This is a genomic window from uncultured Streptococcus sp. (genome assembly GCF_963521255.1).
Taxonomy (GTDB): Bacteria; Bacillota; Bacilli; order Lactobacillales; family Streptococcaceae; genus Streptococcus.
Map to the genome: position 1 here is coordinate 1 of NZ_CAUQTU010000017.1, position 24,190 is coordinate 24,190.

Annotated in this window: 25 protein-coding genes and 1 pseudogene; all 26 read left to right on the forward strand. The window is 40.5% G+C overall.

Annotation, left to right across the window (positions count from 1 at the left end; genetic code table 11):
- A pseudogene (locus tag RWP09_RS09515) lies at window positions 1-308 on the forward strand (autolysin); the annotation flags it as partial.
- A gap of 497 nt (window positions 309-805) precedes the next feature.
- Window positions 806-1,948, forward strand: a complete 1,143-nt coding sequence (gene tgt, locus RWP09_RS09520) for a tRNA guanosine(34) transglycosylase Tgt (RefSeq protein ID WP_001285237.1) — start codon at window positions 806-808, stop codon at window positions 1,946-1,948.
- A 100-nt stretch (window positions 1,949-2,048) separates the two neighbouring features.
- Window positions 2,049-3,866, forward strand: coding sequence for an acyltransferase family protein (locus RWP09_RS09525; RefSeq protein WP_314437063.1), 1,818 nt, complete (start codon window positions 2,049-2,051; stop codon window positions 3,864-3,866).
- Window positions 3,867-4,017: 151 nt separating this feature from the next.
- Window positions 4,018-5,169 carry an N-acetylglucosamine-6-phosphate deacetylase gene (gene nagA / locus RWP09_RS09530; RefSeq protein ID WP_261036951.1) on the forward strand — a complete coding sequence of 384 codons (1,152 nt, stop codon included), beginning with the start codon at window positions 4,018-4,020 and terminating at the stop codon, window positions 5,167-5,169.
- 162 nt (window positions 5,170-5,331) lie between these two features.
- Entirely contained in the window at window positions 5,332-6,390 is a 1,059-nt protein-coding gene (locus tag RWP09_RS09535; protein WP_314437066.1) for a zinc-dependent alcohol dehydrogenase family protein, read from the forward strand.
- A gap of 152 nt (window positions 6,391-6,542) precedes the next feature.
- Entirely contained in the window at window positions 6,543-6,908 is a 366-nt protein-coding gene (locus RWP09_RS09540; protein WP_261101001.1) for a DUF1033 family protein, read from the forward strand.
- 76 nt (window positions 6,909-6,984) lie between these two features.
- A complete protein-coding gene (gene comGA / locus RWP09_RS09545) occupies window positions 6,985-7,926 on the forward strand; it encodes a competence type IV pilus ATPase ComGA (RefSeq protein ID WP_314437073.1) in 942 nt (313 codons plus the stop codon).
- Window positions 7,874-8,890: a competence type IV pilus assembly protein ComGB gene (gene comGB / locus RWP09_RS09550; protein WP_314437121.1), complete on the forward strand. Its 1,017-nt coding sequence runs from the start codon at window positions 7,874-7,876 to the stop codon at window positions 8,888-8,890. Before comGA ends, comGB begins: the two co-directional genes overlap by 53 nt.
- A gap of 1 nt (window position 8,891) precedes the next feature.
- Window positions 8,892-9,215, forward strand: coding sequence for a competence type IV pilus major pilin ComGC (gene comGC / locus RWP09_RS09555; RefSeq protein WP_314437076.1), 324 nt, complete (start codon window positions 8,892-8,894; stop codon window positions 9,213-9,215).
- Complete coding sequence (gene comGD, locus RWP09_RS09560; protein ID WP_314437079.1) at window positions 9,178-9,612, forward strand: competence type IV pilus minor pilin ComGD; 435 nt, start codon at window positions 9,178-9,180, stop codon at window positions 9,610-9,612. Before comGC ends, comGD begins: the two co-directional genes overlap by 38 nt.
- Window positions 9,575-9,877 (forward strand): competence type IV pilus minor pilin ComGE, encoded by a 303-nt coding sequence (gene comGE, locus RWP09_RS09565; protein WP_314437081.1) that lies wholly within the window; start codon window positions 9,575-9,577, stop codon window positions 9,875-9,877. Before comGD ends, comGE begins: the two co-directional genes overlap by 38 nt.
- Window positions 9,840-10,301, forward strand: coding sequence for a competence type IV pilus minor pilin ComGF (comGF, locus tag RWP09_RS09570; RefSeq protein WP_314437084.1), 462 nt, complete (start codon window positions 9,840-9,842; stop codon window positions 10,299-10,301). Before comGE ends, comGF begins: the two co-directional genes overlap by 38 nt.
- Entirely contained in the window at window positions 10,279-10,692 is a 414-nt protein-coding gene (gene comGG / locus RWP09_RS09575; RefSeq protein ID WP_314437087.1) for a competence type IV pilus minor pilin ComGG, read from the forward strand. The genes comGF and comGG overlap by 23 nt, the downstream gene beginning before the upstream one ends.
- 32 nt (window positions 10,693-10,724) lie before the next feature.
- Window positions 10,725-11,312: a class I SAM-dependent methyltransferase gene (locus RWP09_RS09580; RefSeq protein ID WP_314437091.1), complete on the forward strand. Its 588-nt coding sequence runs from the start codon at window positions 10,725-10,727 to the stop codon at window positions 11,310-11,312.
- 60 nt (window positions 11,313-11,372) lie between these two features.
- A complete protein-coding gene (locus tag RWP09_RS09585) occupies window positions 11,373-12,326 on the forward strand; it encodes a class I SAM-dependent methyltransferase (RefSeq protein ID WP_314437092.1) in 954 nt (317 codons plus the stop codon).
- A gap of 49 nt (window positions 12,327-12,375) precedes the next feature.
- Complete coding sequence (locus RWP09_RS09590) at window positions 12,376-13,566, forward strand: acetate kinase (protein WP_314437094.1); 1,191 nt, start codon at window positions 12,376-12,378, stop codon at window positions 13,564-13,566.
- A gap of 149 nt (window positions 13,567-13,715) precedes the next feature.
- Entirely contained in the window at window positions 13,716-14,087 is a 372-nt protein-coding gene (rnpA, locus tag RWP09_RS09595) for a ribonuclease P protein component (RefSeq protein ID WP_314437097.1), read from the forward strand.
- The gene (locus RWP09_RS09600; RefSeq protein WP_314437100.1) at window positions 14,062-14,886 is read left to right on the forward strand and encodes a membrane protein insertase YidC; all 825 of its coding nucleotides are present in this window, start codon (window positions 14,062-14,064) and stop codon (window positions 14,884-14,886) included. Before rnpA ends, RWP09_RS09600 begins: the two co-directional genes overlap by 26 nt.
- Before the next feature lie 17 nt (window positions 14,887-14,903).
- On the forward strand, window positions 14,904-15,893 hold the full coding sequence (jag, locus tag RWP09_RS09605; protein WP_314437103.1) for an RNA-binding cell elongation regulator Jag/EloR: 990 nt from the start codon (window positions 14,904-14,906) through the stop codon (window positions 15,891-15,893).
- A gap of 50 nt (window positions 15,894-15,943) precedes the next feature.
- Window positions 15,944-16,567, forward strand: coding sequence for an HI_0552 family protein (locus RWP09_RS09610; RefSeq protein ID WP_314437107.1), 624 nt, complete (start codon window positions 15,944-15,946; stop codon window positions 16,565-16,567).
- A 115-nt stretch (window positions 16,568-16,682) separates the two neighbouring features.
- Window positions 16,683-18,659, forward strand: a complete 1,977-nt coding sequence (gene tkt, locus RWP09_RS09615; protein ID WP_314437110.1) for a transketolase — start codon at window positions 16,683-16,685, stop codon at window positions 18,657-18,659.
- Between the two features lie 116 nt (window positions 18,660-18,775).
- Entirely contained in the window at window positions 18,776-19,075 is a 300-nt protein-coding gene (gene yajC, locus RWP09_RS09620) for a preprotein translocase subunit YajC (RefSeq protein WP_001069289.1), read from the forward strand.
- A 46-nt stretch (window positions 19,076-19,121) separates the two neighbouring features.
- On the forward strand, window positions 19,122-19,565 hold the full coding sequence (locus RWP09_RS09625; protein ID WP_314437113.1) for a low molecular weight protein-tyrosine-phosphatase: 444 nt from the start codon (window positions 19,122-19,124) through the stop codon (window positions 19,563-19,565).
- Window positions 19,552-19,962: an MORN repeat-containing protein gene (locus tag RWP09_RS09630; RefSeq protein WP_033688058.1), complete on the forward strand. Its 411-nt coding sequence runs from the start codon at window positions 19,552-19,554 to the stop codon at window positions 19,960-19,962. Before RWP09_RS09625 ends, RWP09_RS09630 begins: the two co-directional genes overlap by 14 nt.
- Before the next feature lie 299 nt (window positions 19,963-20,261).
- Window positions 20,262-22,913, forward strand: a complete 2,652-nt coding sequence (gene adhE, locus RWP09_RS09635) for a bifunctional acetaldehyde-CoA/alcohol dehydrogenase (protein WP_033688059.1) — start codon at window positions 20,262-20,264, stop codon at window positions 22,911-22,913.
- A 319-nt stretch (window positions 22,914-23,232) separates the two neighbouring features.
- On the forward strand, window positions 23,233-24,190 hold a 958-nt coding region (gene gap / locus RWP09_RS09640; protein ID WP_314437119.1), incomplete at its 3' end, for a type I glyceraldehyde-3-phosphate dehydrogenase.

Genomic DNA, 24,190 nt, shown 5'->3' on the forward strand with positions numbered 1-24,190 from the left:
AGCGTAGTACCTGGTTGAATTATAAAGACGCTTGGTACTGGTTCACGGATTCAGGATCTATGGCCACTGGCTGGGCTCGTATCAATAATGCTTGGTATTACTTCGATGAAGAAGGCAAGATGGTCACTGGCTGGATTAAGCATAAGCTGACTTGGTACTACCTTGACCGTAAGAATGGCAACATGGTATCAAATGCTTTCGTCCAATCAGCAGACGGAACAGGCTGGTACTACATCAAACCAGACGGAACACTGGCAGATAAGCCAGAGTTCACAGTAGAGCCAGAAGGCTTGATTACAACTAAATAATCTTAAAAATAAATAGAAAGGAAACTTTCTAAATTGTTCTTTCACCGCAGGCTCAGGCTTGCGGTTTTTTGTTTGCTTAAAAATGGATTTAAAATCCAAGAAATGTAAATCGAATAAACGCATTTCAAATGCGTAAAATCATCTGCTTGGGGGAGTGGTGGTTTTGTCAAAAATAAAAACAGTGAAATTACTCACTGATCCTTTTGTAAACTATTAGAAATAAACTGACACTTTCTCAACTATACGGGCAAATATGAGTATGAAAATGAATACGATGATGAATACGATTTAAAAAAATGATAGCAATTAACGAAAATGATTTTAAAGAAAAATAAGTAAAAACTCAACTATCAACAAGCAACGGAAAGTACTTGTAAACACAAATTCTTTATACCATAGTTCGTGACAGTTCCAGCTTTTTTTGATAAAATCATACAGTATGCCCTTGGGCACAAAGTATGAACTGGGACTGTCTTTCCCAGCTTCGGAGGTAGAAAATGTCAGATTCACCAATCAAATATCGTTTGATTAAGAAAGAAAAACACACAGGAGCTCGTCTAGGAGAAATCATCACTCCCCACGGCACCTTCCCGACACCTATGTTTATGCCAGTTGGGACTCAAGCTACTGTCAAAACTCAGTCACCTGAAGAATTGAAGGAGATGGGTTCGGGAATTATCCTGTCAAACACTTATCATCTCTGGCTTCGTCCAGGAGATGAACTCATCGCACGCGCAGGTGGTCTCCATAAGTTCATGAACTGGGACCAGCCAATCTTGACGGATAGTGGTGGTTTTCAGGTTTATTCTTTAGCAGATAGCCGTAATATCACAGAAGAAGGAGTAACCTTTAAAAACCATCTCAATGGTTCTAAGATGTTCTTATCGCCAGAAAAAGCAATTTCTATTCAGAACAATCTGGGCTCAGACATCATGATGTCCTTTGACGAATGTCCACAGTTTTATCAACCTTATGACTATGTTAAGAAATCAATCGAGCGTACTAGCCGTTGGGCTGAGCGTGGTTTGAAGGCTCACCGTCGTCCACATGACCAAGGTTTGTTTGGAATTGTGCAGGGGGCAGGATTTGAAGATCTTCGTCGCCAATCAGCTCACGACCTTGTCAGTATGGATTTCCCAGGCTACTCTATCGGTGGCTTGGCAGTGGGAGAAACCCATGAAGAGATGAATGCGGTTTTGGACTTTACAACCCAACTGCTTCCTGAAAATAAACCTCGCTATTTGATGGGTGTGGGAGCACCAGATAGCTTGATCGATGGGGTGATTCGTGGTGTAGATATGTTTGACTGTGTCTTGCCGACTCGAATTGCTCGTAATGGGACTTGTATGACCAGTCAGGGACGTTTGGTTGTTAAAAATGCTCAGTTTGCTGAGGATTTTACGCCACTGGATCCTGAGTGTGATTGCTACACATGTAAGAACTACACACGCGCTTACCTTCGTCACCTGCTCAAGGCTGATGAAACTTTCGGTATCCGCTTGACTAGCTACCACAATCTTTACTTCCTGCTCAACCTGATGAAGCAAGTGCGACAAGCCATCATGGATGACAATCTCTTGGAATTCCGTGAGTATTTTGTTGAAAAATATGGCTATAATAAATCAGGCCGTAATTTCTAAAATGGAATGGATATAAGCTAAAAATCCTAAGTTTTCTCTTAGGATTTTTCTTCTTTTTTTGATAGAATAAAGTGTATAACGAAAGGAAGAATAAACTCGTATGCGCATTAAATGGTTTTCCTTGATTAGGATTACAGGTTTACTCCTGGTACTCTTGTATCATTTCTTTCAGACCATCTTTCCTGGAGGATTTTTCGGGGTAGATGTCTTTTTCACGTTTTCAGGATTCCTGATTACGGCTCTACTCATCGAAGAATTTTCTAAAAATCATGAGATTGACTTGATAGAATTTTTTAGGAGACGTTTTTATCGAATCGTGCCACCTGTGGTTTTGATGGTCTTGGTGACCATGCCCTTTACTTTCTTGGTTCGTCAAGACTATGTTGCTGGAATTGGTGGCCAGATTGCGGGTGTTTTAGGCTTTATGACCAACTTCTATGAACTCCTAACAGGTGGGAGTTATGAATCTCAGTTCATTCCTCATTTGTTTGTTCATAATTGGAGCTTGGCTGTTGAGGTGCACTACTATATTCTTTGGGGCTTGGCAGTTTGGTTCTTATCGAAACAGTCTAGATCAAATGGTCAGTTGAGAGGGATGGTTTTTCTTTTATCGGCTGCTGCCTTCTTGATTAGTTTCTTCTCCATGTTTATTGGTAGCTTTCTAGTAACCTCTTATTCCTCTGTTTACTTCTCCAGTTTAACTCATGTTTATCCATTCTTTTTGGGAAGTATCCTAGCAACGATTGTAGGCGTTCGTCAGACGACTTCCCTCGTCAAGCAGTTGGATAAAATCTGGAATTTACGCAAGACCCTTTTAGTTTTTGGAGGAGGTTTTGGCTTCTTACTCATTTTGACCTTCTTTGTCAAATTCACTTATCTTTTTGCCTATCTTATAGGCTTCTTACTTGCCAGTCTTGCAACCCTTGCTATGATTCTGGCTGCGCGTATCTTGCATGAAAAGACACCTCATATACAGGAACCGAAGATTATCAGCTTCTTAGCGGATACTAGCTATGCTGTTTATCTCTTCCATTGGCCTTTCTATATCATATTCTCACAGTTGACATCAAATCTTTTTGCTGTGTTACTGACTTTGATTTGTTCTTATGGCTTTGCTAGCCTATCATTTTATGTGTTGGAACCTTGGATTGCAGGAAAGAACACACCTGTTTTACAAACTCTTCGTCCCCTGCCTTATATTCACGCAATTCTTGCAACAAGTACAGGAATCTTGGCCTTCATTGTCTTCTTAGTGACTTTCTTGGCACCACAAGTGGGAGCGTTTGAGACAGATTTGACTGTCAATGGCTTGAAGCAAGCTGCAACAAATATTAACCAGACCAAGGTAATGACAGAACGAGCAGAAGCTGATAGTTTAGGAATTGCTGATGGAACGATGTTAATTGGTGACTCGGTAGCACTAAGAGCTAATACAGCCTTGCAGACAGCCCTTCCAGGGGCACAGATTAATGCACAAGTCAGCAGAACAACCAAGACCGCCAACGAAATCATGCTCAACAATAGCCAGAATAAATTTCTACCAAAGATGGTGGTTATTGCAACTGGGGTAAATAATCCTGAAAATTACAAGGAAGATTGGGATAATATCGTGAAAAATCTTCCTAAGGGGCACCATATGGTTTTGGTGACTCCTTATGAAGGAGATAAGACAAAAGAGACCTATGCCATCGTTGAGAAGGCGGCTGCCTATATGAGAGAATTGGCAGAGAAGACTCCTTACGTCACGATAGCAGATTGGAATCAAGTTGCGAAAGAGCATCCAGAAATTTGGACTGGAACAGACCAAGTCCATTTTGGAAGTGACAATAGTAAGATTGAAGCAGGAGCTAAATTGTATGCAGATACCATTGCCACAGCCTTGCAAACAGCTCAAGACAAGCCAGTCAAATCAAAATAACTTGTATAAAAAAGAGAAGAGTTGGAGAAATCCAGCTCTTTTAAAATATCTCTAGAAAATAGGTCTATACCATTTACAAATAAAAAAGAAAGGTTTATAATGTAATTGACATAATAAATTGTGGAATCAATCTTTTAAGGAGGTTAACATTATGCCTAACTATATTAAAGCGGACCAATTTTTCTACCCACACGGAGTTCGTCGTGGAGGTTACCTGGAACTTGTGGACGGCAAGTTTGGAAAACATGTCGAACAAATTCCTGAAGGAGCTGAGGTGATTGACTATACAGGTTATAGCATTGCTCCAGGACTTGTAGATACCCACATTCATGGATTTGGCGGTGTGGATGTTATGGATAATAATATCGAAGGAACCCTTCATACCATGAGTGAAGGACTACTTAGTACAGGTGTCACCAGCTTCTTGCCAACAACTTTGACTTCAACTTATGAGCAATTGCTTGCGGTAACAGAAAATATCGGTGCTCGTTATCGGGAAGCAAGTGGAGCAAAAATTCGTGGTATTTACTTTGAAGGGCCTTATTTCACAGAGAAATACAAGGGAGCTCAAAACCCTGCCTATATGAAAGATCCTCGTATGGATGAGTTTCGTGCTTGGCAAAAAGCAGCTAATGGCTTGCTTAATAAAATTGCTCTTGCGCCAGAGCGTGAAGGTGTAGAAGACTTTGTACGGACTATCACTGGAGAAGGTGTGACAGTTGCTCTTGGACATTCAAATGCGACATTTGATGAAGCCAAAAAAGCAGTCGATGCTGGAGCGAGCGTTTGGGTACATGCCTACAATGGCATGCGTGGCTTGACTCACCGTGAACTCGGTATGGTAGGAGCCATGTATGAATTACCTCATACCTATGCTGAATTGATTTGTGATGGACACCATGTGGATCCCAAGGCCTGTGATATTTTGCTTAAACAAAAAGGAACTGAAAATATCGCCCTTATCACGGACTGTATGACAGCGGGTGGATTGGAAGACGGCGACTACATGTTGGGCGAATTCCCAGTTGTCGTTGCAAATGGAACTGCACGCCTCAAATCGACAGGCAATTTGGCAGGTTCTATCCTCAAACTCAAGGACGGTTTGAAGAATGTGGTCGAATGGGGCATTGCGAATCCACATGAAGCAGTCATGATGGCCAGCCTTAACCCAGCAAAATCTGTTCACATTGATGATGTTTGTGGCCAAATCCGTGAAGGCTATGATGCGGATTTTATCGTATTAGATAAAGATTTGGAATTGGTAGCAACCTATCTAGACGGTGTGAAACGTTATCAAGCATAAGAGAGAAAGCAGAAGTTAGGGATTAGCTTCTGCTTTTTTATCTATATTGCTTTACCGGTAAATAAAAAAGTTAAAAAAATCACAAAAAAACTTGAACAAACAATTGAAAAGGCTTACAATTATATTATAAATAGTACAAATAAAAAAACGGAGGAGTGCTTTATGAAAGCCTATACTTATGTTAAACCAGGACTTGCTTCTTTTGTTGATGTAGACAAACCAGTGATTTGCAAGCCAACAGACGCTATTGTGCGTATCGTAAAAACCACTATTTGTGGAACAGACCTCCATATTATCAAAGGGGATGTTCCCGCTTGCCAAAGTGGTACCATTCTTGGTCACGAAGGGATTGGGATTGTTGAAGAAGTTGGAGAAGGAGTTTCTAATTTCAAAAAAGGTGACAAGGTCTTGATTTCTTGTGTCTGTGCCTGTGGTAAATGCTACTACTGTAAAAAAGGAATTTATGCCCATTGTGAAGACGAAGGGGGCTGGATTTTCGGTCACCTGATTGATGGTATGCAGGCTGAATATCTACGTGTCCCTCATGCAGATAACACTCTTTACCACACTCCAGAAGACTTGTCAGATGAAGCTTTGGTTATGCTATCAGACATTCTACCTACTGGATATGAAATTGGTGTCTTGAAAGGGAAAGTAGAACCTGGTTGTAGTGTAGCCATTATTGGTTCAGGACCTGTTGGATTGGCTGCTCTCTTGACAGCTCAATTCTATTCACCAGCTAAATTGATTATGGTGGACTTAGACGATAACCGCTTGGAAACTGCCCTATCATTTGGTGCGACTCACAAGGTTAATTCTTCAGACCCTGAAAAAGCGATTAAAGAAATTTATGATTTGACAGATGGTCGTGGTGTGGATGTCGCTATCGAAGCTGTTGGTATTCCTGCAACATTTGATTTCTGTCAAAAGATTGTCGGTGTAGACGGAACAGTTGCCAACTGTGGTGTGCATGGTAAACCAGTTGAATTCGATTTAGACAAACTTTGGATTCGCAACATCAATGTAACAACTGGTTTGGTATCTACAAATACAACTCCACAATTGTTGAAAGCTCTTGAAAGTCATAAGATTGAACCAGAAAAATTGGTAACTCATTATTTCAAACTAAGTGAAATTGAAAAAGCCTATGAAGTCTTCAGTAAAGCAGCAGACCACCATGCAATCAAGGTCATCATCGAAAACGATATTTCAGAAGCTTAAGAAACAGCAAGACTTTAATCATATAAGCAAATAGAAATTCAGTCATTTATCAGATGGCTGAATTTTTTATCTGAAAAATAAGAAATGAGCATATTTCTTTTCTTGTTTAATGGAATTAGTTATAATATACGATACAAAGGAAATGAATGAATATGTATCGTGTTATAGAAATGTATGGAGATTTTGAACCTTGGTGGTTTATAGAAGGTTGGGAAGAAGATATTGTAGCAAGTAGAAAATTTGACCAGTATTATGATGCTCTCAAATACTATAAAACTTGCTGGTTTAAATTGGAACAAGAATCCCCTCTTTATAAAAGTAGAAGTGACTTGATGACCATTTTCTGGGATCCGGAAGATCAACGCTGGTGTGATGAATGTGATGAGTATTTACAACAATACCATTCTTTGGCTCTTTTGCAGGATGAGCAGGTTATCCCAGATGAAAAATTACGTCCAGGCTATGAAAAACAAACAGGTAAGGAAAGGCACCGTTCTTGCCGTATGAAATTAAAATAGAGAAAAAGTAACTTTTTTGGAGTTGCTTTTTTTATTTTTCCAAATCTTTGCGAATAGTATAGGTGAGGAGGTAAGTATGGTTCAAGAAATTGCACAAGAAATCATTCGTTCGGCTCGGAAAAAAGGGGCACAAGACATTTATTTTGTCCCTAAGTTAGACGCCTATGAGCTTCATATGAGGATAGGAGATGAGCGCTGTAAAATCGGTTGTTATGATTTTGAAAAGTTTGCGGCCGTCATCAGTCACTTTAAGTTTGTGGCGGGTATGAATGTTGGAGAAAAGAGACGTAGTCAACTTGGTTCTTGTGATTATGAATATGACCAGAAGATGGCGTCCTTACGTTTATCTACTGTAGGCGACTATCGAGGGCATGAGAGTTTAGTCATTCGCTTGTTGCATGATGAGGAGCAGGATTTGCATTTTTGGTTTCAAGATATTGATGAATTGGGCAAGCAGTACAGGCAACGTGGTCTCTATCTCTTTGCTGGTCCAGTCGGAAGTGGCAAGACAACCCTGATGCATGAATTGGCTAAATCTCTCTTTAAAGGACAGCAAGTTATGTCCATAGAAGATCCTGTCGAAATCAAGCAGGACGACATGCTTCAGTTACAGTTGAACGAAGCAATCGGGTTGACCTATGAAAATCTGATTAAGCTTTCCCTACGGCATCGTCCTGATCTCTTGATTATCGGAGAAATTCGGGACAGCGAGACGGCGCGTGCAGTGGTCAGAGCTAGTTTGACAGGTGCGACAGTCTTTTCAACCATTCATGCCAAGAGTATCCGAGGTGTTTATGAGCGCCTGCTGGAGTTGGGTGTGAGTGAGGAGGAATTAGCAGTTGTTCTGCAAGGAGTTTGCTACCAGAGATTAATCGGGGGAGGAGGAATCGTTGACTTTGCAAACAAAGACTATCAAGAACACAAGCCAACTAGCTGGAATGAACAGATTGACCAGCTTCTTAAAGATGGACATATCACAAGTTTTCAGGCTGAAACGGAAAAAATTAGCTACAGCTAAGCAAAGAAATATCATCACCCTATTTAACAATCTCTTTTCTAGCGGTTTTCATTTGGTGGAGACTATCTCCTTTTTAGATAGGAGTTCCTTGTTGGACAAACAGTGTGTGACCCAGATGCGCACGGGCTTGTCTCAGGGGAAATCATTCTCAGAAATGATGGAAAGTTTGGGATTTTCAAGTGCCATTGTCACTCAGTTATCCCTAGCGGAAGTCCATGGAAATCTCCACCTGAGTTTGGGAAAGATAGAAGAATATCTAGACAATCTTGCCAAGGTCAAGAAAAAATTAATTGAAGTAGCGACCTATCCCTTGATTTTACTGGGATTTCTTCTCTTAATCATGCTGGGACTACGGAACTACCTACTACCACAATTGGATAGTAGCAATATTGCCACCCAAATCATTGGCAATCTGCCACAAATCTTTCTAGGCATGGTAGGGTTTGTTTCAGTAGGTGTCCTGTTAGCACTAACTTTTTATAAAAGAAGTTCTAAGATGCGTGTTTTTTCTATCCTAGCACGCCTTCCCTTCTTTGGAATTTTTGTGCAGACTTATCTGACAGCCTATTATGCGCGTGAATGGGGGAATATGATTTCGCAGGGGATGGAGCTGACGCAGATTTTTCAAATCATGCAGGAACAAGGTTCCCAGCTCTTTAAAGAAATCGGTCAAGATTTGGCTCAAGCTCTACAAAATGGCCGCGAATTTTCTCAAACCATAGCAGCCTATCCTTTCTTTAAAAAGGAGTTGAGTCTCATCATCGAGTATGGGGAAGTCAAGTCTAAGCTGGGGAGTGAGTTGGAAATCTATGCTGAAAAAACTTGGGAAGCCTTTTTTACCCGAGTCAATCGCACCATGAACTTAGTACAGCCACTGGTTTTTATCTTTGTGGCACTGATTATCGTTTTACTTTATGCGGCAATGCTCATGCCCATGTATCAAAATATGGAGGTAAATTTTTAAAATGAAAAAAATGATGACATTCTTGAAAAAAGCTAAGGTTAAAGCTTTTACATTGGTGGAGATGTTGGTGGTCTTGCTGATTATCAGTGTGCTTCTTTTGCTCTTTGTACCTAATTTGACCAAGCAAAAAGAAGCAGTCAATGACAAAGGAAAAGCAGCTGTTGTTAAGGTGGTGGAAAGTCAGGCAGAACTTTATAGCTTAGATAAAAATGAAGATGCTAGCCTAAGCAAGTTACAAGCAGATGGGCGAATCACAAAAGAACAAGCTAAAGCCTATAAAGAATACCATGCTAAACAAGGTGCCAGTCAAAGTGTTTCAGATTAAGGCCTTTACCATGCTGGAAAGTCTCTTGGTTTTGGGACTTGTGAGTATCCTTGCCTTGGGCTTGTCTGGTTCTGTTCAGTCCACTTTTTCGGCGGTAGAGGAGCAGATTTTCTTTATGGAGTTTGAAGAACTCTATCGGGAAACCCAAAAACGCAGTGTAGCCAGTCAGCAAAAGACAAGTTTGAGCATAGACGGACAGACCATTAGCAATGACAGTCAAAAGCTGAAAGTTCCTAAAGGAATTCAAGCACCATTGGGACAAAGTATCACATTTGACCGAGCTGGGGGCAATTCGTCCCTGGCTAAGGTTGAATTTCAGACCAGTAAAGGAACGATTCGCTATCAATTATATCTAGGAAATGGAAAAATTAAACGCATTAAGGAAACAAAAAATTAGGGCAGTGATTTTACTGGAAGCAGTAGTGGCTCTAGCTATCTTTGCCAGCATCGCGACGCTCCTTTTGGGACAAATTCAAAAAAATAGGCAAGAAGAAGCAAAAATCTTGCAAAAGGAAGAAGTCTTGAGGATAGCTAAGATGGCTCTGCAGACAGGTCAAAATCAGGTAAACATCAACGGAGTTGAGATTCAGGTGTTTTCTAGTGAAAAGGGATTGGAGGTTTATCATGGTTCAGAACAGTTGTTGGCAATCAGAGAGCCGTAAGGTCAAGGCTTTTACTTTGTTGGAATCCCTGATTGCTCTCATTGTCATCAGTGGAAGTTTACTCCTCTTTCAAGCCATGAGTCAGCTCCTCATTTCAGAAATTCACTATCAGCAGCAAAGTGAGCAAAAGGAGTGGCTCTTGTTTGTGGATCAGTTGGAGGCAGAATTAGACCGTTCGCAGTTCGAAAAAGTGGAGGGCAACCGTCTCTATATGAAGCAGGATGACAAGGATATCGCTATAGGTAAGTCTAAATCAGATGATTTTCGGAAAACCGATGCCAGTGGACGAGGTTATCAGCCTATGGTTTATGGCCTCAAATCCGCACAGATTACAGAGGACAATCAACTGGTTCGTTTTCGTTTTCAATTCCAAAAAGGCTTAGAAAGGGAGTTCATCTATCGTGTGGAAAAAGAAAAAAGTTAAGGCAGGTGTTCTCCTCTATGCAGTCACCGTGGCTGCTATCTTTAGTCTTTTGTTGCAGTTTTACTTGAACCGGCAAGTTTCCCATCATCAAGACTATGCCTTAAATAAAGAAAAGTTGGTTGCTTTTGCCATGGCCAAGAGAACCAAGGATAAGATTGAGCAAGAAAGTGGGGAACAGGTCTTTAACCTAGGTCAAGTAAGCTATCAAAACAAGAAAATTGGCTTGGTGACGACGGTTCGTACACAAAAGAATCAATATGAATTCATCTTTCCTTCCGTCAAAATCAAAGAAGAGAAAAGATATAAAGAGGAAGAGGTAGCGACCGATTCAAGCGAAAAAGTGGAGAAGAAAAAATCAGAAAATAAGCTTGAAAAGAAAGAGAATTCCTAGTTAATCAAGCTACTTTGTGCTAAACTAAAGATATGAAACATGATTTTAACCACAAAGCAGAAACTTTCGATTCCCCTAAAAATATATTTCTTGCAAACTTGGTATGTCAAGCAGTCGAGAAACAGATTGATGTTTTATCAGACAAAGAAATTTTGGATTTCGGTGGAGGGACGGGTCTGTTAACCTTGCCCCTGGCCAAGCAGACCAAGTCTGTAACATTGGTGGATATTTCGGATAAAATGCTGGATCAAGCTCGTTTGAAAGCGGAGCAGCAAGGCATCAAGAATATCCAGTTTTTGGAGCAAGATTTATTGAAAAATCCCTTGAAGCAAGAATTTAACCTCATTGTTGTGTGTCGTGTTCTTCATCATATGCCTGATTTGGATGCGACTCTCTCACTGTTTCATCAACATTTGAAGGAAGATGGACAACTCCTACTTGCTGATTTTACCAAGACAGAGGCTAATCATCATGGATTTGATTTAGCTGAACTGGAAAAACAGCTAATTGAGCATGGTTTTTCATCTGTACATAGTCAGATTCTTTACAGTGCTGAAGACCTGTTTCAAGCAAATTACTCAGAACTCTTTTTAACAGTAGCCCAAAAATCACTCGCCTAGTCAGGGAGTGATTTTTCTATAAGGATGGAAAAAAGAAGGGAAATTTGATAAGATAGGAATATGGATTTTGAAAAAATTGAACAAGCTTATACCTATTTACTAGAGAATGTCCAAGTCATCCAAAGTGATTTGGCGACTAACTTTTATGACGCCTTGGTGGAGCAAAATAGCATCTATCTGGATGGTAAAACTGAGCTAGAGCAGGTCAAGGAGAACAATCAAGCCCTTAAGCGTTTAGCACTTCGCAAAGAAGAATGGCTTAAGACCTACCAGTTTCTCTTGATGAAGGCTGGGCAAACAGAACCCTTGCAGGCCAATCACCAGTTTACACCAGATGCTATTGCTTTACTTTTGGTGTTTATTGTGGAAGAGTTGTTTAAAGAGGAGGAAATTACTATCCTCGAAATGGGTTCTGGCATGGGAATTTTGGGCGCTACTTTCTTGACCTCGCTTGATAAAAAGGTGGATTACTTGGGAATGGAAGTGGATGATTTGCTGATTGATGTGGCAGCTAGCATGGCAGATGTAATTGGTTTGCGGGCTGGCTTTGTCCAAGGAGATGCCGTTCGTCCACAAATGCTCAAAGAAAGCGATGTGGTCATCAGCGACTTGCCTGTCGGTTATTATCCTGATGATGCTGTTGCGTTGCGCCATCAAGTTGCTTCTAGTCAAGAACATACTTACGCCCATCACTTGCTCATGGAACAAGGGTTTAAGTATCTCAAGTCAGATGGATACGCTATTTTTCTTGCTCCGAGTGATTTGTTGACCAGCCCTCAAAGTGATTTGTTGAAAGGATGGCTGAAAGAGGAGGCAAGTCTGACTGCCATGATTAGTTTGCCTGAAAATCTCTTTGCTAATGCTAAACAATCTAAGACTATTTTTATCTTACAGAAGAAAAGTGAAATAGCAGTAGAGCCTTTTGTTTATCCACTTGTTAGCTTGCAAGATGCAAGTGTTTTAATGAAATTTAAAGAAAATTTTCAAAAATGGACTCAAGGTACTGAAATATAAAATAGATTTTGTTATAATAGTTGAAAACGCTTAAAAGAGGAGTCTTGTTATGACAAAAACAATTGCAATCAATGCAGGAAGTTCAAGTTTGAAATGGCAATTATACTTAATGCCAGAGGAAAAAGTGTTAGCCAAAGGTTTGATTGAACGTATCGGTTTGAAAGATTCAATTTCAACTGTAAAATTTGACGGCCGTTCTGAACAACAAATTTTGGATATCGAAAATCACACACAAGCTGTTAAAATTTTATTGGATGACTTGATTCGTTTCGATATTATCAAGGCTTATGATGAGATTACTGGTGTTGGCCACCGTGTTGTTGCAGGTGGAGAATATTTCAAAGAATCAACAGTTGTTGAGGGAGATGTTTTAGAAAAAATTGAAGAGTTGAGTTTGTTGGCTCCGCTCCACAATCCAGCCAATGCGGCAGGTGTTCGTGCCTTCAAGGAATTGTTGCCAGACATTACCAGTGTAGTTGTTTTCGATACTTCATTCCACACAACTATGCCAGAGAAAGCTTATCGCTACCCTCTCCCAACAAAATATTATACAGAAAACAAGGTTCGTAAATATGGTGCCCACGGTACAAGTCACCAGTTTGTAGCAGGAGAAGCAGCAAAACTCTTGGGCCGTCCATTAGAAGACTTGAAATTGATTACTTGCCACATCGGTAATGGTGCTTCTATTACAGCTGTTAAGGGTGGTCAATCTGTGGATACTTCAATGGGATTCACTCCACTTGGTGGTGTGATGATGGGAACTCGTACAGGGGATATTGACCCAGCTATCATCCCTTACCTAATGCAATATACAGAGGACTTTAATACTCCAGAAGCTATTAGCCATATTCTCAATCGTGAGTCAGGACTCATGGGAGTTTCAGGCAAGTCTAGTGATATGCGTGATGTGATTGCTGCTAAAAAAGAAGGAGACCATGATGCTACCTTAGCATATGAAATCTATATTGACCGTATCCAAAAACATATTGGGCAGTACCTTGCAGTCCTAAATGGAGCAGATGCTATTATCTTCACAGCTGGTGTAGGTGAAAATGCAACCGATGTACGTAAGGATGTTATCTCAGGAATTTCTTGGTTTGGCTGTGATGTTGACCCAGAAAAGAACGTCTTCGGTGTTACAGGAGACATTTCAACAGAGGCGGCTAAAATCCGTGTCTTGGTTATTCCAACAGATGAGGAATTAGTTATTGCCCGTGACGTTGAACGTTTGAAAAAATAAGTAAAACTAGAAAAAATATTCCGTAAAAGGAGTTGGAAAAGTGATTTTTCCAGCTTCTTTTTCTGATGAAATTGTTCAAAACCTTGCTATGATTGGCTTTTTTGAAAAATATGGTATAATAGTAGTAATTTAATAGATGGAGTTGAGTTTTGAAGAAAAACTTTCGTGTAAAAAGAGAGAAAGATTTTAAGGCGATTTTCAAGGAGGGTACAAGTTTTGCCAATCGAAAATTTGTTGTCTACCAACTAGAAAACCAGAAAAACCATTTTCGAGTAGGTCTATCAGTTAGCAAAAAACTGGGGAATGCAGTCACTAGAAATCAAATCAAGCGACGAATTAGACATATTATCCAGAATGCAAAAGGGAGTCTGGTAAAAAATGTAGACTTTGTTGTCATTGCTCGGAAAGGGGTCGAAACCTTAGAATACGCAGAGATGGAGAAAAATCTACTCCACGTATTAAAGTTATCAAAGATTTACCAGGAAGGAAATGGGAGTGAAAAAGAAACTACAGTTGACTAGTTTGCTAGGACTGTCTCTATTGATCATGACAGCCTGTGCAACAAATGGGACAACTAGTGATATTACAGCCGATTCGGCTGATTTTTGGAGTAAATTTGTTTACTTCTTTGCAGAAGTCATTCGCTTTTTATCGTTTGATATCAGTATCGGAGTGGGGATTATTCTCTTTACGGTCTTGATTCGTACGCTGCTCTTGCCAGTCTTTCAAGTGCAAATGGTGGCTTCTAGAAAAATGCAGGAAGCTCAACCACGCATTAAGGCACTGCGAGAACAATATCCGGGTCGAGATATGGAAAGCAGAACCAAACTAGAGCAGGAAATGCGTAAAGTCTTTAAAGAAATGGGTGTCAGACAGTCGGATTCTCTTTGGCCGATTTTGATTCAGATGCCACTTATCTTGGCCTTGTTCCAAGCCCTATCAAGAGTTGACTTTTTGAAGACAGGTCATTTCTTATGGATTAATCTTGGTGATGTGGATACAACATTCGTGCTTCCGATTTTAGCAGCAGTATTCACCTTTTTAAGTACTTGGTTATCAAATAAAGCCTTGTCTGAGCGTAACGGAGCTACGACTGCGATGATGTATGGGATTCCAGTCTTGATCTTTATCTTTGGGGTTTATGCTCCGAGCGGAGTCGCTCTCTACTGGGCAGTGTCTAATGCTTATCAAGTCTTGCAAACCTATTTCTTGAACAATCCATTCAAGATTATCGCAGAGCGCGAGGCTCTAGTACAGGCACAAAAAGATTTGGAAAATAGAAAAAGAAAAGCCAAGAAAAAGGCTCAGAAAACGAAATAATAAGGAGGAATCTGGTAATGGTAGTATTTACAGGTTCAACTGTTGAAGAAGCAATCCAGAAAGGATTGAAAGAATTAGATATTCCAAGAATGAAGGCTCATATCAAAGTCATTTCTCGTGAGAAAAAAGGATTTCTCGGTTTATTTGGTAAAAAACCAGCCCAAGTGGATATTGATGCTATTAGTGAAACGACAGTTGTAAAAGCCAACCAACAAGCTGTAAAGGGAGTTCCTAAAGAAATTAATGAACAAAATGAACCAGTTAAAACGGTCAGTGAAGCGACAGTTGATTTGGGATATGTTGTAGAAGCAATTAAAAAGATTGAAGAAGAAGGTCAAGAAATTTCTGATGAAGTTAAGGCTGAGATTTTGAAAAATGAAAAACATGCTAGCACTATCTTAGAGGAAACAGGCCATATTGAGATTTTAAATGAATTACAGCTTGAAGAAGCTGGCCTCGAAGAAGAAGTAGAAATTCCCACTGTTGAGAGTCAAGCTGAACAAACTGAAAGTCAAGAATTAGAAGATTTGGGCTTAAAGGTTGAACCGAGCTTTGATATTGAACAAGTAGCTATGGAAGTCACGACTTATGTTCAAACGATTATTGATGATATGGACGTTGAGGCGACGATTTCAAATGACTATAACCGTCGTAGTATCAATCTACAAATTGATACCAACGAACCAGGTCGTATTATTGGATATCATGGTAAAGTTTTGAAGGCCTTGCAACTATTGGCTCAAAATTATCTTTATAACCGCTATTCAAGAACCTTCTATATTACAATCAATGTCAATGATTACGTTGAACACCGTGCAGAAGTCTTGCAGACCTATGCTCAAAAATTGGCGACTCGTGTTTTAGAAGAAGGCCGCAGTCATCAAACAGATCCAATGTCAAATAGCGAACGTAAGATTATCCATCGTATTATTTCACGTATGGATGGCGTGACTAGTTACTCTGAAGGTGACGAGCCAAATCGCTATGTCGTTGTAGATATAGAATAAGTAAAATCAGGTTTATCCTGATTTTTTGCTAGCTAGAGGAGATTAAACTAATGTTGAATAAGATAAGAGACTATCTGAACTTTGCTGGTTTACAGTACCGTAATCCTGACAAAGCAGGAGAAGAACGAGAGAAAATGCTGGAATTGCGCCATAAAGGCCAAGAGACTCGAAAGGCTTTTACAGAACTGGCTAAAGCCTTTCAAGCAAGCCATCCAGAATGGCAACTCCAACAAACTAGTCAGTGGATGAATCAGGCCCAGCGTTTGCGACCACATTTTTGGGTCTATCTACAGAGAAACGGACAAGTGACAGAACCTATGATGGCCTTACGTTTGTACGGAAGTTCTTCTGATTTTGGAGTCTCACTAGAAGTCAGTTTCATCGAGCGTAAGAAGGATGAGCAAACTCTAGGCAAGCAGGCTAAAGTTTTAGAAATTCCAACCGTTAAAGGGATTTATTATCTAGTCTACTCTGATGGTCAAAGTCAACGGTGGGAGGCGAACGAAGAAAATCGTTGTACTTTACGCGAGAAGTTGAGAAGTCAGGAAGTTCGCAAAGTTTTAGTTAAGGCAGATGTTTCTTTTATAGAAAATCAATCATTAGAAGTGATTTTAGAAAAATTAGAAGATGCTTATGAACGCTTACTTCCCTACTATCAGGCGACTAGAGGATAGCAAATAGAATACTTATTTACGTCGAATTGTTTAATTGCTATTCTATGTATTTTTTCATATAATAGTAAAATAGAATGTGTGATTCAATCATCACCTCAAATAGAAAGGAAATTCTATGTCAAATCTATCTGTTAATGCAATTCGTTTCCTAGGTATTGACGCTATCAACAAAGCCAACTCAGGTCACCCAGGTGTGGTTATGGGAGCGGCTCCGATGGCATACAGCCTCTTTACAAAACAACTTCGTATCAATCCAGCTCAACCAAACTGGATCAACCGCGACCGCTTTATTCTTTCAGCAGGTCATGGTTCAATGCTTCTTTATGCCCTTCTTCACCTCTCTGGTTTTGAAGATGTTAGCATGGATGAGATTAAGAGCTTCCGTCAGTGGGGTTCAAAAACACCAGGTCACCCAGAATTTGGCCATACAGCAGGAATTGATGCTACAACAGGTCCTCTAGGTCAAGGGATCTCAACTGCCACTGGTTTTGCCCAAGCAGAACGTTTCTTGGCAGCCAAATATAACCGCGAAGGCTACAATATCTTTGACCACTATACTTATGTTATCTGTGGAGACGGAGACTTGATGGAAGGTGTCTCAAGCGAGGCGGCTTCATATGCAGGCTTGCAAAAACTAGACAAGTTGGTTGTTCTTTATGATTCAAATGACATCAACTTGGATGGTGAGACAAAGGATTCCTTTACAGAAAGTGTTCGTGACCGTTACAATGCCTACGGTTGGCATACTGCCTTGGTAGAAGATGGAACAGACTTGGAAGCTATCCATGCTGCTATCGAAACGGCTAAAGCTTCAGGTAAGCCATCTTTGATTGAAGTGAAGACTGTTATTGGATACGGTTCTCCAAACAAACAAGGAACTAATGCCGTACACGGTGCTCCTCTTGGAGCAGATGAAACTGCAGCTACTCGTCAAGCTCTCGGTTGGGACTATGAACCATTTGAAATTCCAGAACAAGTTTATGCTGATTTCAAAGAACATGTTGCAGACCGTGGTGCATCAGCTTATCAAACTTGGACTAAATTAGTTGCTGACTATAAAGAAGCGCATCCAGAATTGGCTGCAGAAGTTGAAGCCATTATTGATGGACGCGATCCAGTTGAAGTGACTCCAGCAGACTTCCCAGCTTTAGAAAATGGTTTCTCTCAAGCAACTCGTAATTCAAGCCAAGATGCCTTGAATGTTGTGGCGGCTAAGTTACCAACCTTCCTAGGTGGATCAGCTGACCTTGCTCACTCAAACATGACTTATATCAAGACTGACGGACTTCAAGACGATGACAATCGCTTGAACCGTAACATTCAGTTTGGTGTTCGTGAATTTGCTATGGGAACAATCTTGAACGGGATGGCTCTTCACGGTGGACTTCGTGTATACGGTGGAACTTTCTTCGTCTTCTCTGACTATGTGAAGGCAGCTGTTCGCTTGTCAGCCTTACAAGGACTTCCTGTGACTTATGTCTTTACCCACGATTCAATCGCGGTTGGGGAAGACGGTCCAACCCACGAACCAGTTGAGCATTTAGCAGGTCTTCGTGCTATGCCAAATCTAAACGTTTTCCGTCCAGCAGATGCGCGTGAAACGCAAGCAGCTTGGTACCTTGCAGTGACAAGTGAGAAAACACCAACTGCCCTTGTCTTGACACGTCAGAACTTGACTGTTGAAGAGGGAACAGACTTCGACAAGGTTGCAAAAGGTGCCTATGTCGTCTATGAAAATGCAGCAGACTTTGATACCATCTTGATTGCGACAGGTTCAGAGGTTAATCTTGCTGTCTCAGCTGCTAAAGAATTGGCTAGTCAAGGAGCAAAAGTCCGCGTAGTCAGCATGCCATCTACAGATGTCTTTGATAAACAAGATGCAGCTTACAAGGAAGAAATTCTTCCAAATGCAGTTCGTCGTCGTGTTGCAGTCGAAATGGGTGCAAGTCAAAACTGGTACAAATATGTTGGTCTCGATGGTGCTGTTCTCGGTATTGATACCTTCGGAGCCTCTGCCCCAGCACCAAAAGTATTGGCAGAATATGGTTTTACTGTAGAAAATCTTGTTAAAGTCGTTCAAAACTTGAAATAATCCTAAAAATCAGGGCGCAAGCTCTGGTTTTTCTTATTAGAAAAGCAAGGTACAATCTTGTAAAAGTAGCTGAAATTTGATATAGTAGTCCTATGTAAAAGACAAAGGAGAATACAATGAATCCAAATTATACATTTTTAATTATGCTTGTAGCGATGTTAGGCTTGATGTTCTTTATGCAACGTTCTCAAAAGAAACAAGCACAAAAACGTATGGAAAGCTTAAACAAACTACAAAAAGGCTATGAAGTGATTACGATCGGTGGACTTTACGGAACAGTCGATGAAGTAGATACGGAGAAGAGAACGATTGTTCTTGATGTAGATGGAGTTTACTTGACTTTTGAACTAGCTGCTATCAAGACCGTATTACCGCTGAAAGAAACAGCTTCACTAGAAGGTGCAATTGAAAAATAAGACGGGATTATTAACTCCCGTTTTTCTATAAAAGAAAGGAAATGGGATGAAAAAACTAGTCTTTGTCTGTCTGGGAAATATTTGCCGTAGCCCTATGGCCGAGTTTGTTATGAAATCAATGACAGATAATTATGAAATCCAAAGTCGAGCGACTTCTTCTTGGGAACATGGCAATCCGATTCATAAGGGAACTCAAGGGATTTTTCAACAGTATCAGATTCCTTATGATAAAGGCAAGACATCGCTTCAGATTAGTAAGGAAGATTTTGAAGCCTTTGATTATATTATCGGAATGGACGCTTCAAATGTTTCTGACTTACGTCAGATGTGTCCAGTAGACTGTCAAGATAAGATTTACTCATTTGCATCTGAAAGTGTTCCAGATCCTTGGTATACAGGAGATTTTGAGGAAACCTATCAGCGTGTTCAAGAGGGTTGTCAAGCTTGGTTAGAACGTTTAGAGAAGGAGAGTGAAGGTGGAAAATCTTAAGAATTTTTACGAAAAGTATCGAGTGTATCTGACTCGTCCACGTTTAGAGCTTTTAGCAGTAGTTGCCATTATTTTCTGTGCTGTACTCGTCTTTTTTCTAAATATTCCCGGAAAAGGTGTTCTAAAGCTTGATAATGGAACGATTGTTTACGACGGCAGTCTTGTACGTGGTAAAATGAATGGCCAAGGAACCATTACCTTCCAAAATGGAGACCAATATACAGGTGGCTTCAACAATGGAGCCTTCAACGGAAAAGGTACCTTTCAATCCAAAGAAGGCTGGACCTACGAAGGTGATTTTGTAAATGGTCAGGCTGAAGGAAAAGGAAAACTAACAACAGAACAAGAAGTTGTTTATGAAGGGACTTTTAAACAAGGCGTTTTTCAACAAAAATAAAGCCTCCTTATCAAAGGAGGTATTGCTAGCATCTAAAAGTAAGCGCTTACTAGAAAATCTATCTCCTTCCAAGCTCCTCTTCCAATCAAGCTTGTGAAATAAAAAATATTTGAAATAATTTTCACAAACTTTGAAGAAAAAAACTGATAATAAAGGAAAATGAGAAAAATTTCACAAGGGTTTAAAAATTCTTTGTGAAATGTTTATGAAACTGTTTACAAAGTTGAAATAATGCGTTATAATAAACTTGTGAAAAAATTAACAAAGGATATCGATCCTTGAAAGCTATGGAGGAAAATATGGCTGATAAAAAAACTGTGACACCAGAGGAAAAGAAACTCGCTGCTGAAAAGCATGTCGACGGCTTGGTGCAAAAAGCTCTAGTTGCTCTTGAGGAAATGCGTAAGTTGGACCAAGAGCAGGTTGACTATATCGTTGCCAAAGCATCAGTAGCAGCTTTGGATGCCCACGGGGAATTGGCTCTACATGCCTATGAAGAAACAGGACGTGGTGTATTTGAAGACAAAGCAACTAAGAACTTGTTTGCTTGTGAACACGTAGTAAACAACATGCGTCACACTAAAACAGTTGGCGTTATTGAAGAAGACGATGTAACAGGATTGACCCTGATTGCTGAACCGGTTGGTGTTGTCTGTGGTATTACTCCTACAACAAACCCAACATCAACAGCAATCTTCAAATCATTGATTTCATTGAAGACGCGTAATCCAATCGTTTTTGCCTTCCACCCATCAGCTCAAGAATCATCAGCTCACGCAGCTCAAATCGTTCGTGATGCTGCGATTAAAGCAGGAGCTCCTGAAAACTGCGTACAGTGGATCACTGAACCATCTATGGAAGCAACTAGTGCTCTTATGAACCACGAAGGTGTTGCGACAATCCTTGCAACAGGTGGTAATGCCATGGTTAAGGCGGCTTACTCATGTGGTAAACCAGCTCTTGGGGTAGGTGCCGGAAACGTTCCAGCTTATGTTGAAAAATCAGCAAATATCCGTCAAGCAGCACACGATATCGTTATGTCTAAATCATTTGACAACGGTATGGTCTGTGCATCTGAACAAGCAGTTATCATTGATAAAGAAATTTACGATGAATTTGTAGCAGAGTTCAAATCTTACCACACTTACTTTGTAAACAAAAAAGAAAAAGCACTTCTTGAAGAATTCTGCTTCGGCGTGAAAGCAAACAGCAAAAACTGTGCTGGTGCAAAATTGAACGCTGACATCGTTGGTAAACCAGCAACTTGGATTGCAGAACAAGCAGGATTTACAGTTCCAGAAGGAACAAACATTCTTGCTGCAGAATGTAAAGAAGTTGGTGAAAATGAGCCATTGACCCGTGAAAAATTGTCACCAGTTATCGCAGTTTTGAAATCTGAAAGCCGTGAAGATGGTATTACTAAGGCTCGTCAAATGGTTGAATTTAACGGTCTTGGACACTCAGCAGCTATCCACACAGCTGACGAAGAATTGACTAAAGAATTTGGTAAAGCTGTTAAAGCTATTCGTGTTATCTGTAACTCACCTTCTACTTTCGGTGGTATCGGGGACGTTTACAATGCCTTCTTACCATCATTGACACTTGGATGTGGTTCTTACGGACGCAACTCAGTTGGGGATAACGTTAGTGCCATTAACCTCTTGAATATCAAAAAAGTCGGAAGACGGAGAAATAACATGCAATGGATGAAACTTCCTTCAAAAACATACTTTGAACGTGATTCAATTCAATACCTTCAAAAATGTCGTGACGTTGAACGTGTCATGATCGTTACTGACCATGCCATGGTCGAGCTTGGTTTCCTTGATCGTATCATCGAACAACTTGATCTTCGTCGCAATAAGGTTGTTTACCAAATCTTTGCAGATGTAGAACCAGATCCAGATATCACAACTGTAAACCGTGGTACTGAGATTATGCGTGCCTTCAAACCAGATACAATCATCGCTCTTGGTGGTGGATCTCCAATGGATGCTGCTAAAGTAATGTGGCTCTTCTATGAGCAACCAGAAGTGGACTTCCGTGACCTTGTCCAAAAATTCATGGATATCCGTAAACGTGCCTTCAAATTCCCATTGCTTGGTAAGAAGACTAAATTCATCGCGATTCCAACTACATCTGGTACAGGGTCTGAAGTAACACCATTTGCCGTTATCTCTGATAAAGCAAACAACCGTAAATACCCAATCGCTGACTACTCATTGACACCAACTGTGGCAATCGTAGACCCTGCTTTGGTATTGACAGTTCCTGGATTTGTTGCTGCGGACACTGGTATGGACGTACTGACCCACGCGACTGAAGCTTATGTATCACAAATGGCTAGCGACTACACTGACGGTCTTGCACTTCAAGCCATCAAACTTGTATTCGAAAACCTTGAAAGCTCAGTTAAGAATGCAGACTTCCATTCACGCGAGAAAATGCATAACGCTTCAACAATTGCTGGTATGGCCTTTGCCAATGCCTTCCTAGGTATTTCTCACTCAATGGCTCACAAAATCGGTGCGCAATTCCACACAATCCACGGTCGTACAAATGCAATCTTGCTTCCATACGTTATCCGCTACAACGGTACACGTCCAGCTAAGACAGCAACATGGCCTAAGTACAACTACTACCGTGCAGATGAAAAATACCAAGATATCGCACGCATGCTTGGACTTCCAGCTTCTACTCCAGAAGAAGGTGTGGAATCTTACGCAAAAGCTGTCTACGAACTTGGTGAGCGCGTAGGTATCCAAATGAACTTCAAAGCACAAGGAATCGATGAAAAAGAATGGAAAGAACATTCACGTGAATTGGCCTTCCTTGCTTACGAAGATCAATGTTCACCAGCTAACCCACGCCTTCCAATGGTTGACCATATGCAAGAAATCATCGAAGATTCTTACTATGGTTACAAAGAAAGACCAGGACGCCGTAAATAATTGTTATCAGCCTAGAGGCAGGAATTTCCTGTCTCTTTTCTTGTGGAATTGGAGTGTTGAAAATAATTTTTAGCTTTTCTATTTCCACTTTTCATCTGAAAAGGAAAGTGGGAAATGACTAGGTAGACAAAGAAAGACAGCAGTATAGGCTTTTAAAGGAGAAAGAAAAATAAGTGGGGTATAGACAAAAAACAACGCCCGTACTTGCAATTAAACTTAAATAGTTATATAATAGGTTTGTTGAAAGGTGATTTGTAGTGATTCAAGTTACTCTTTTCACAATAAAAATTTCATGATTTTCATAAGGAGGAAATCACTAATGGTAGTTAAAGTTGGTATTAACGGTTTCGGACGTATCGGTCGTCTTGCTTTCCGTCGTATCCAAAACGTAGAAGGTGTTGAAGTTACTCGTATCAACGACCTTACAGATCCAGTTATGCTTGCACACTTGTTGAAATACGACACAACTCAAGGTCGTTTCGACGGTACTGTTGAAGTTAAAGAAGGTGGATTCGAAGTTAACGGTAAATTCGTTAAAGTTTCTGCTGAACGTGATCCAGAACAAATCGACTGGGCTAACGACGGTGTAGAAATCGTTCTTGAAGCTACTGGTTTCTTTGCTAAGAAAGCAGCTGCTGAAAAACACTTGCACGCTGGTGGAGCTAAAAAAGTTGTTATCACTGCTCCTGGTGGAAACGACGTTAAAACAGTTGTATTCAACACTAACCACGACGTTCTTGACGGTACTGAAACAGTTATCTCAGGTGCTTCATGTACTACAAACTGCTTGGCTCCAATGGCTAAAGCTCTTCAAGACAACTTTGGTGTTGTTGAAGGATTGATGACTACTATCCACGCTTACACTGGTGACCAAATGATCCTTGACGGACCACACCGTGGTGGTGACCTTCGCCGTGCTCGCGCTGGTGCTGTAAACATCGTTCCTAACTCAACTGGTGCTGCAAAAGCTATCGGTCTTGTAATCCCAGAATTGAACGGTAAATTGGACGGAGCTGCTCAACGTGTTCCTGTTCCAGCAGGTTCTGTAACTGAGTTGGTAGCAGTTCTTGAAAAGAACGTTACTGTTGACGAAGTGAACGCAGCTATGAAAGCAGCTTCAAACGAATCATACGGATACACTGAAGATCCAATCGTATCTTCAGATATCCTAGGTATGTCTTACGGTTCATTGTTTGACGCAACTCAAACTAAAGTTCTTGATGTTGACGGTAAACAATTGGTTAAAGTTGTATCATGGTACGACAACGAAATGTCAT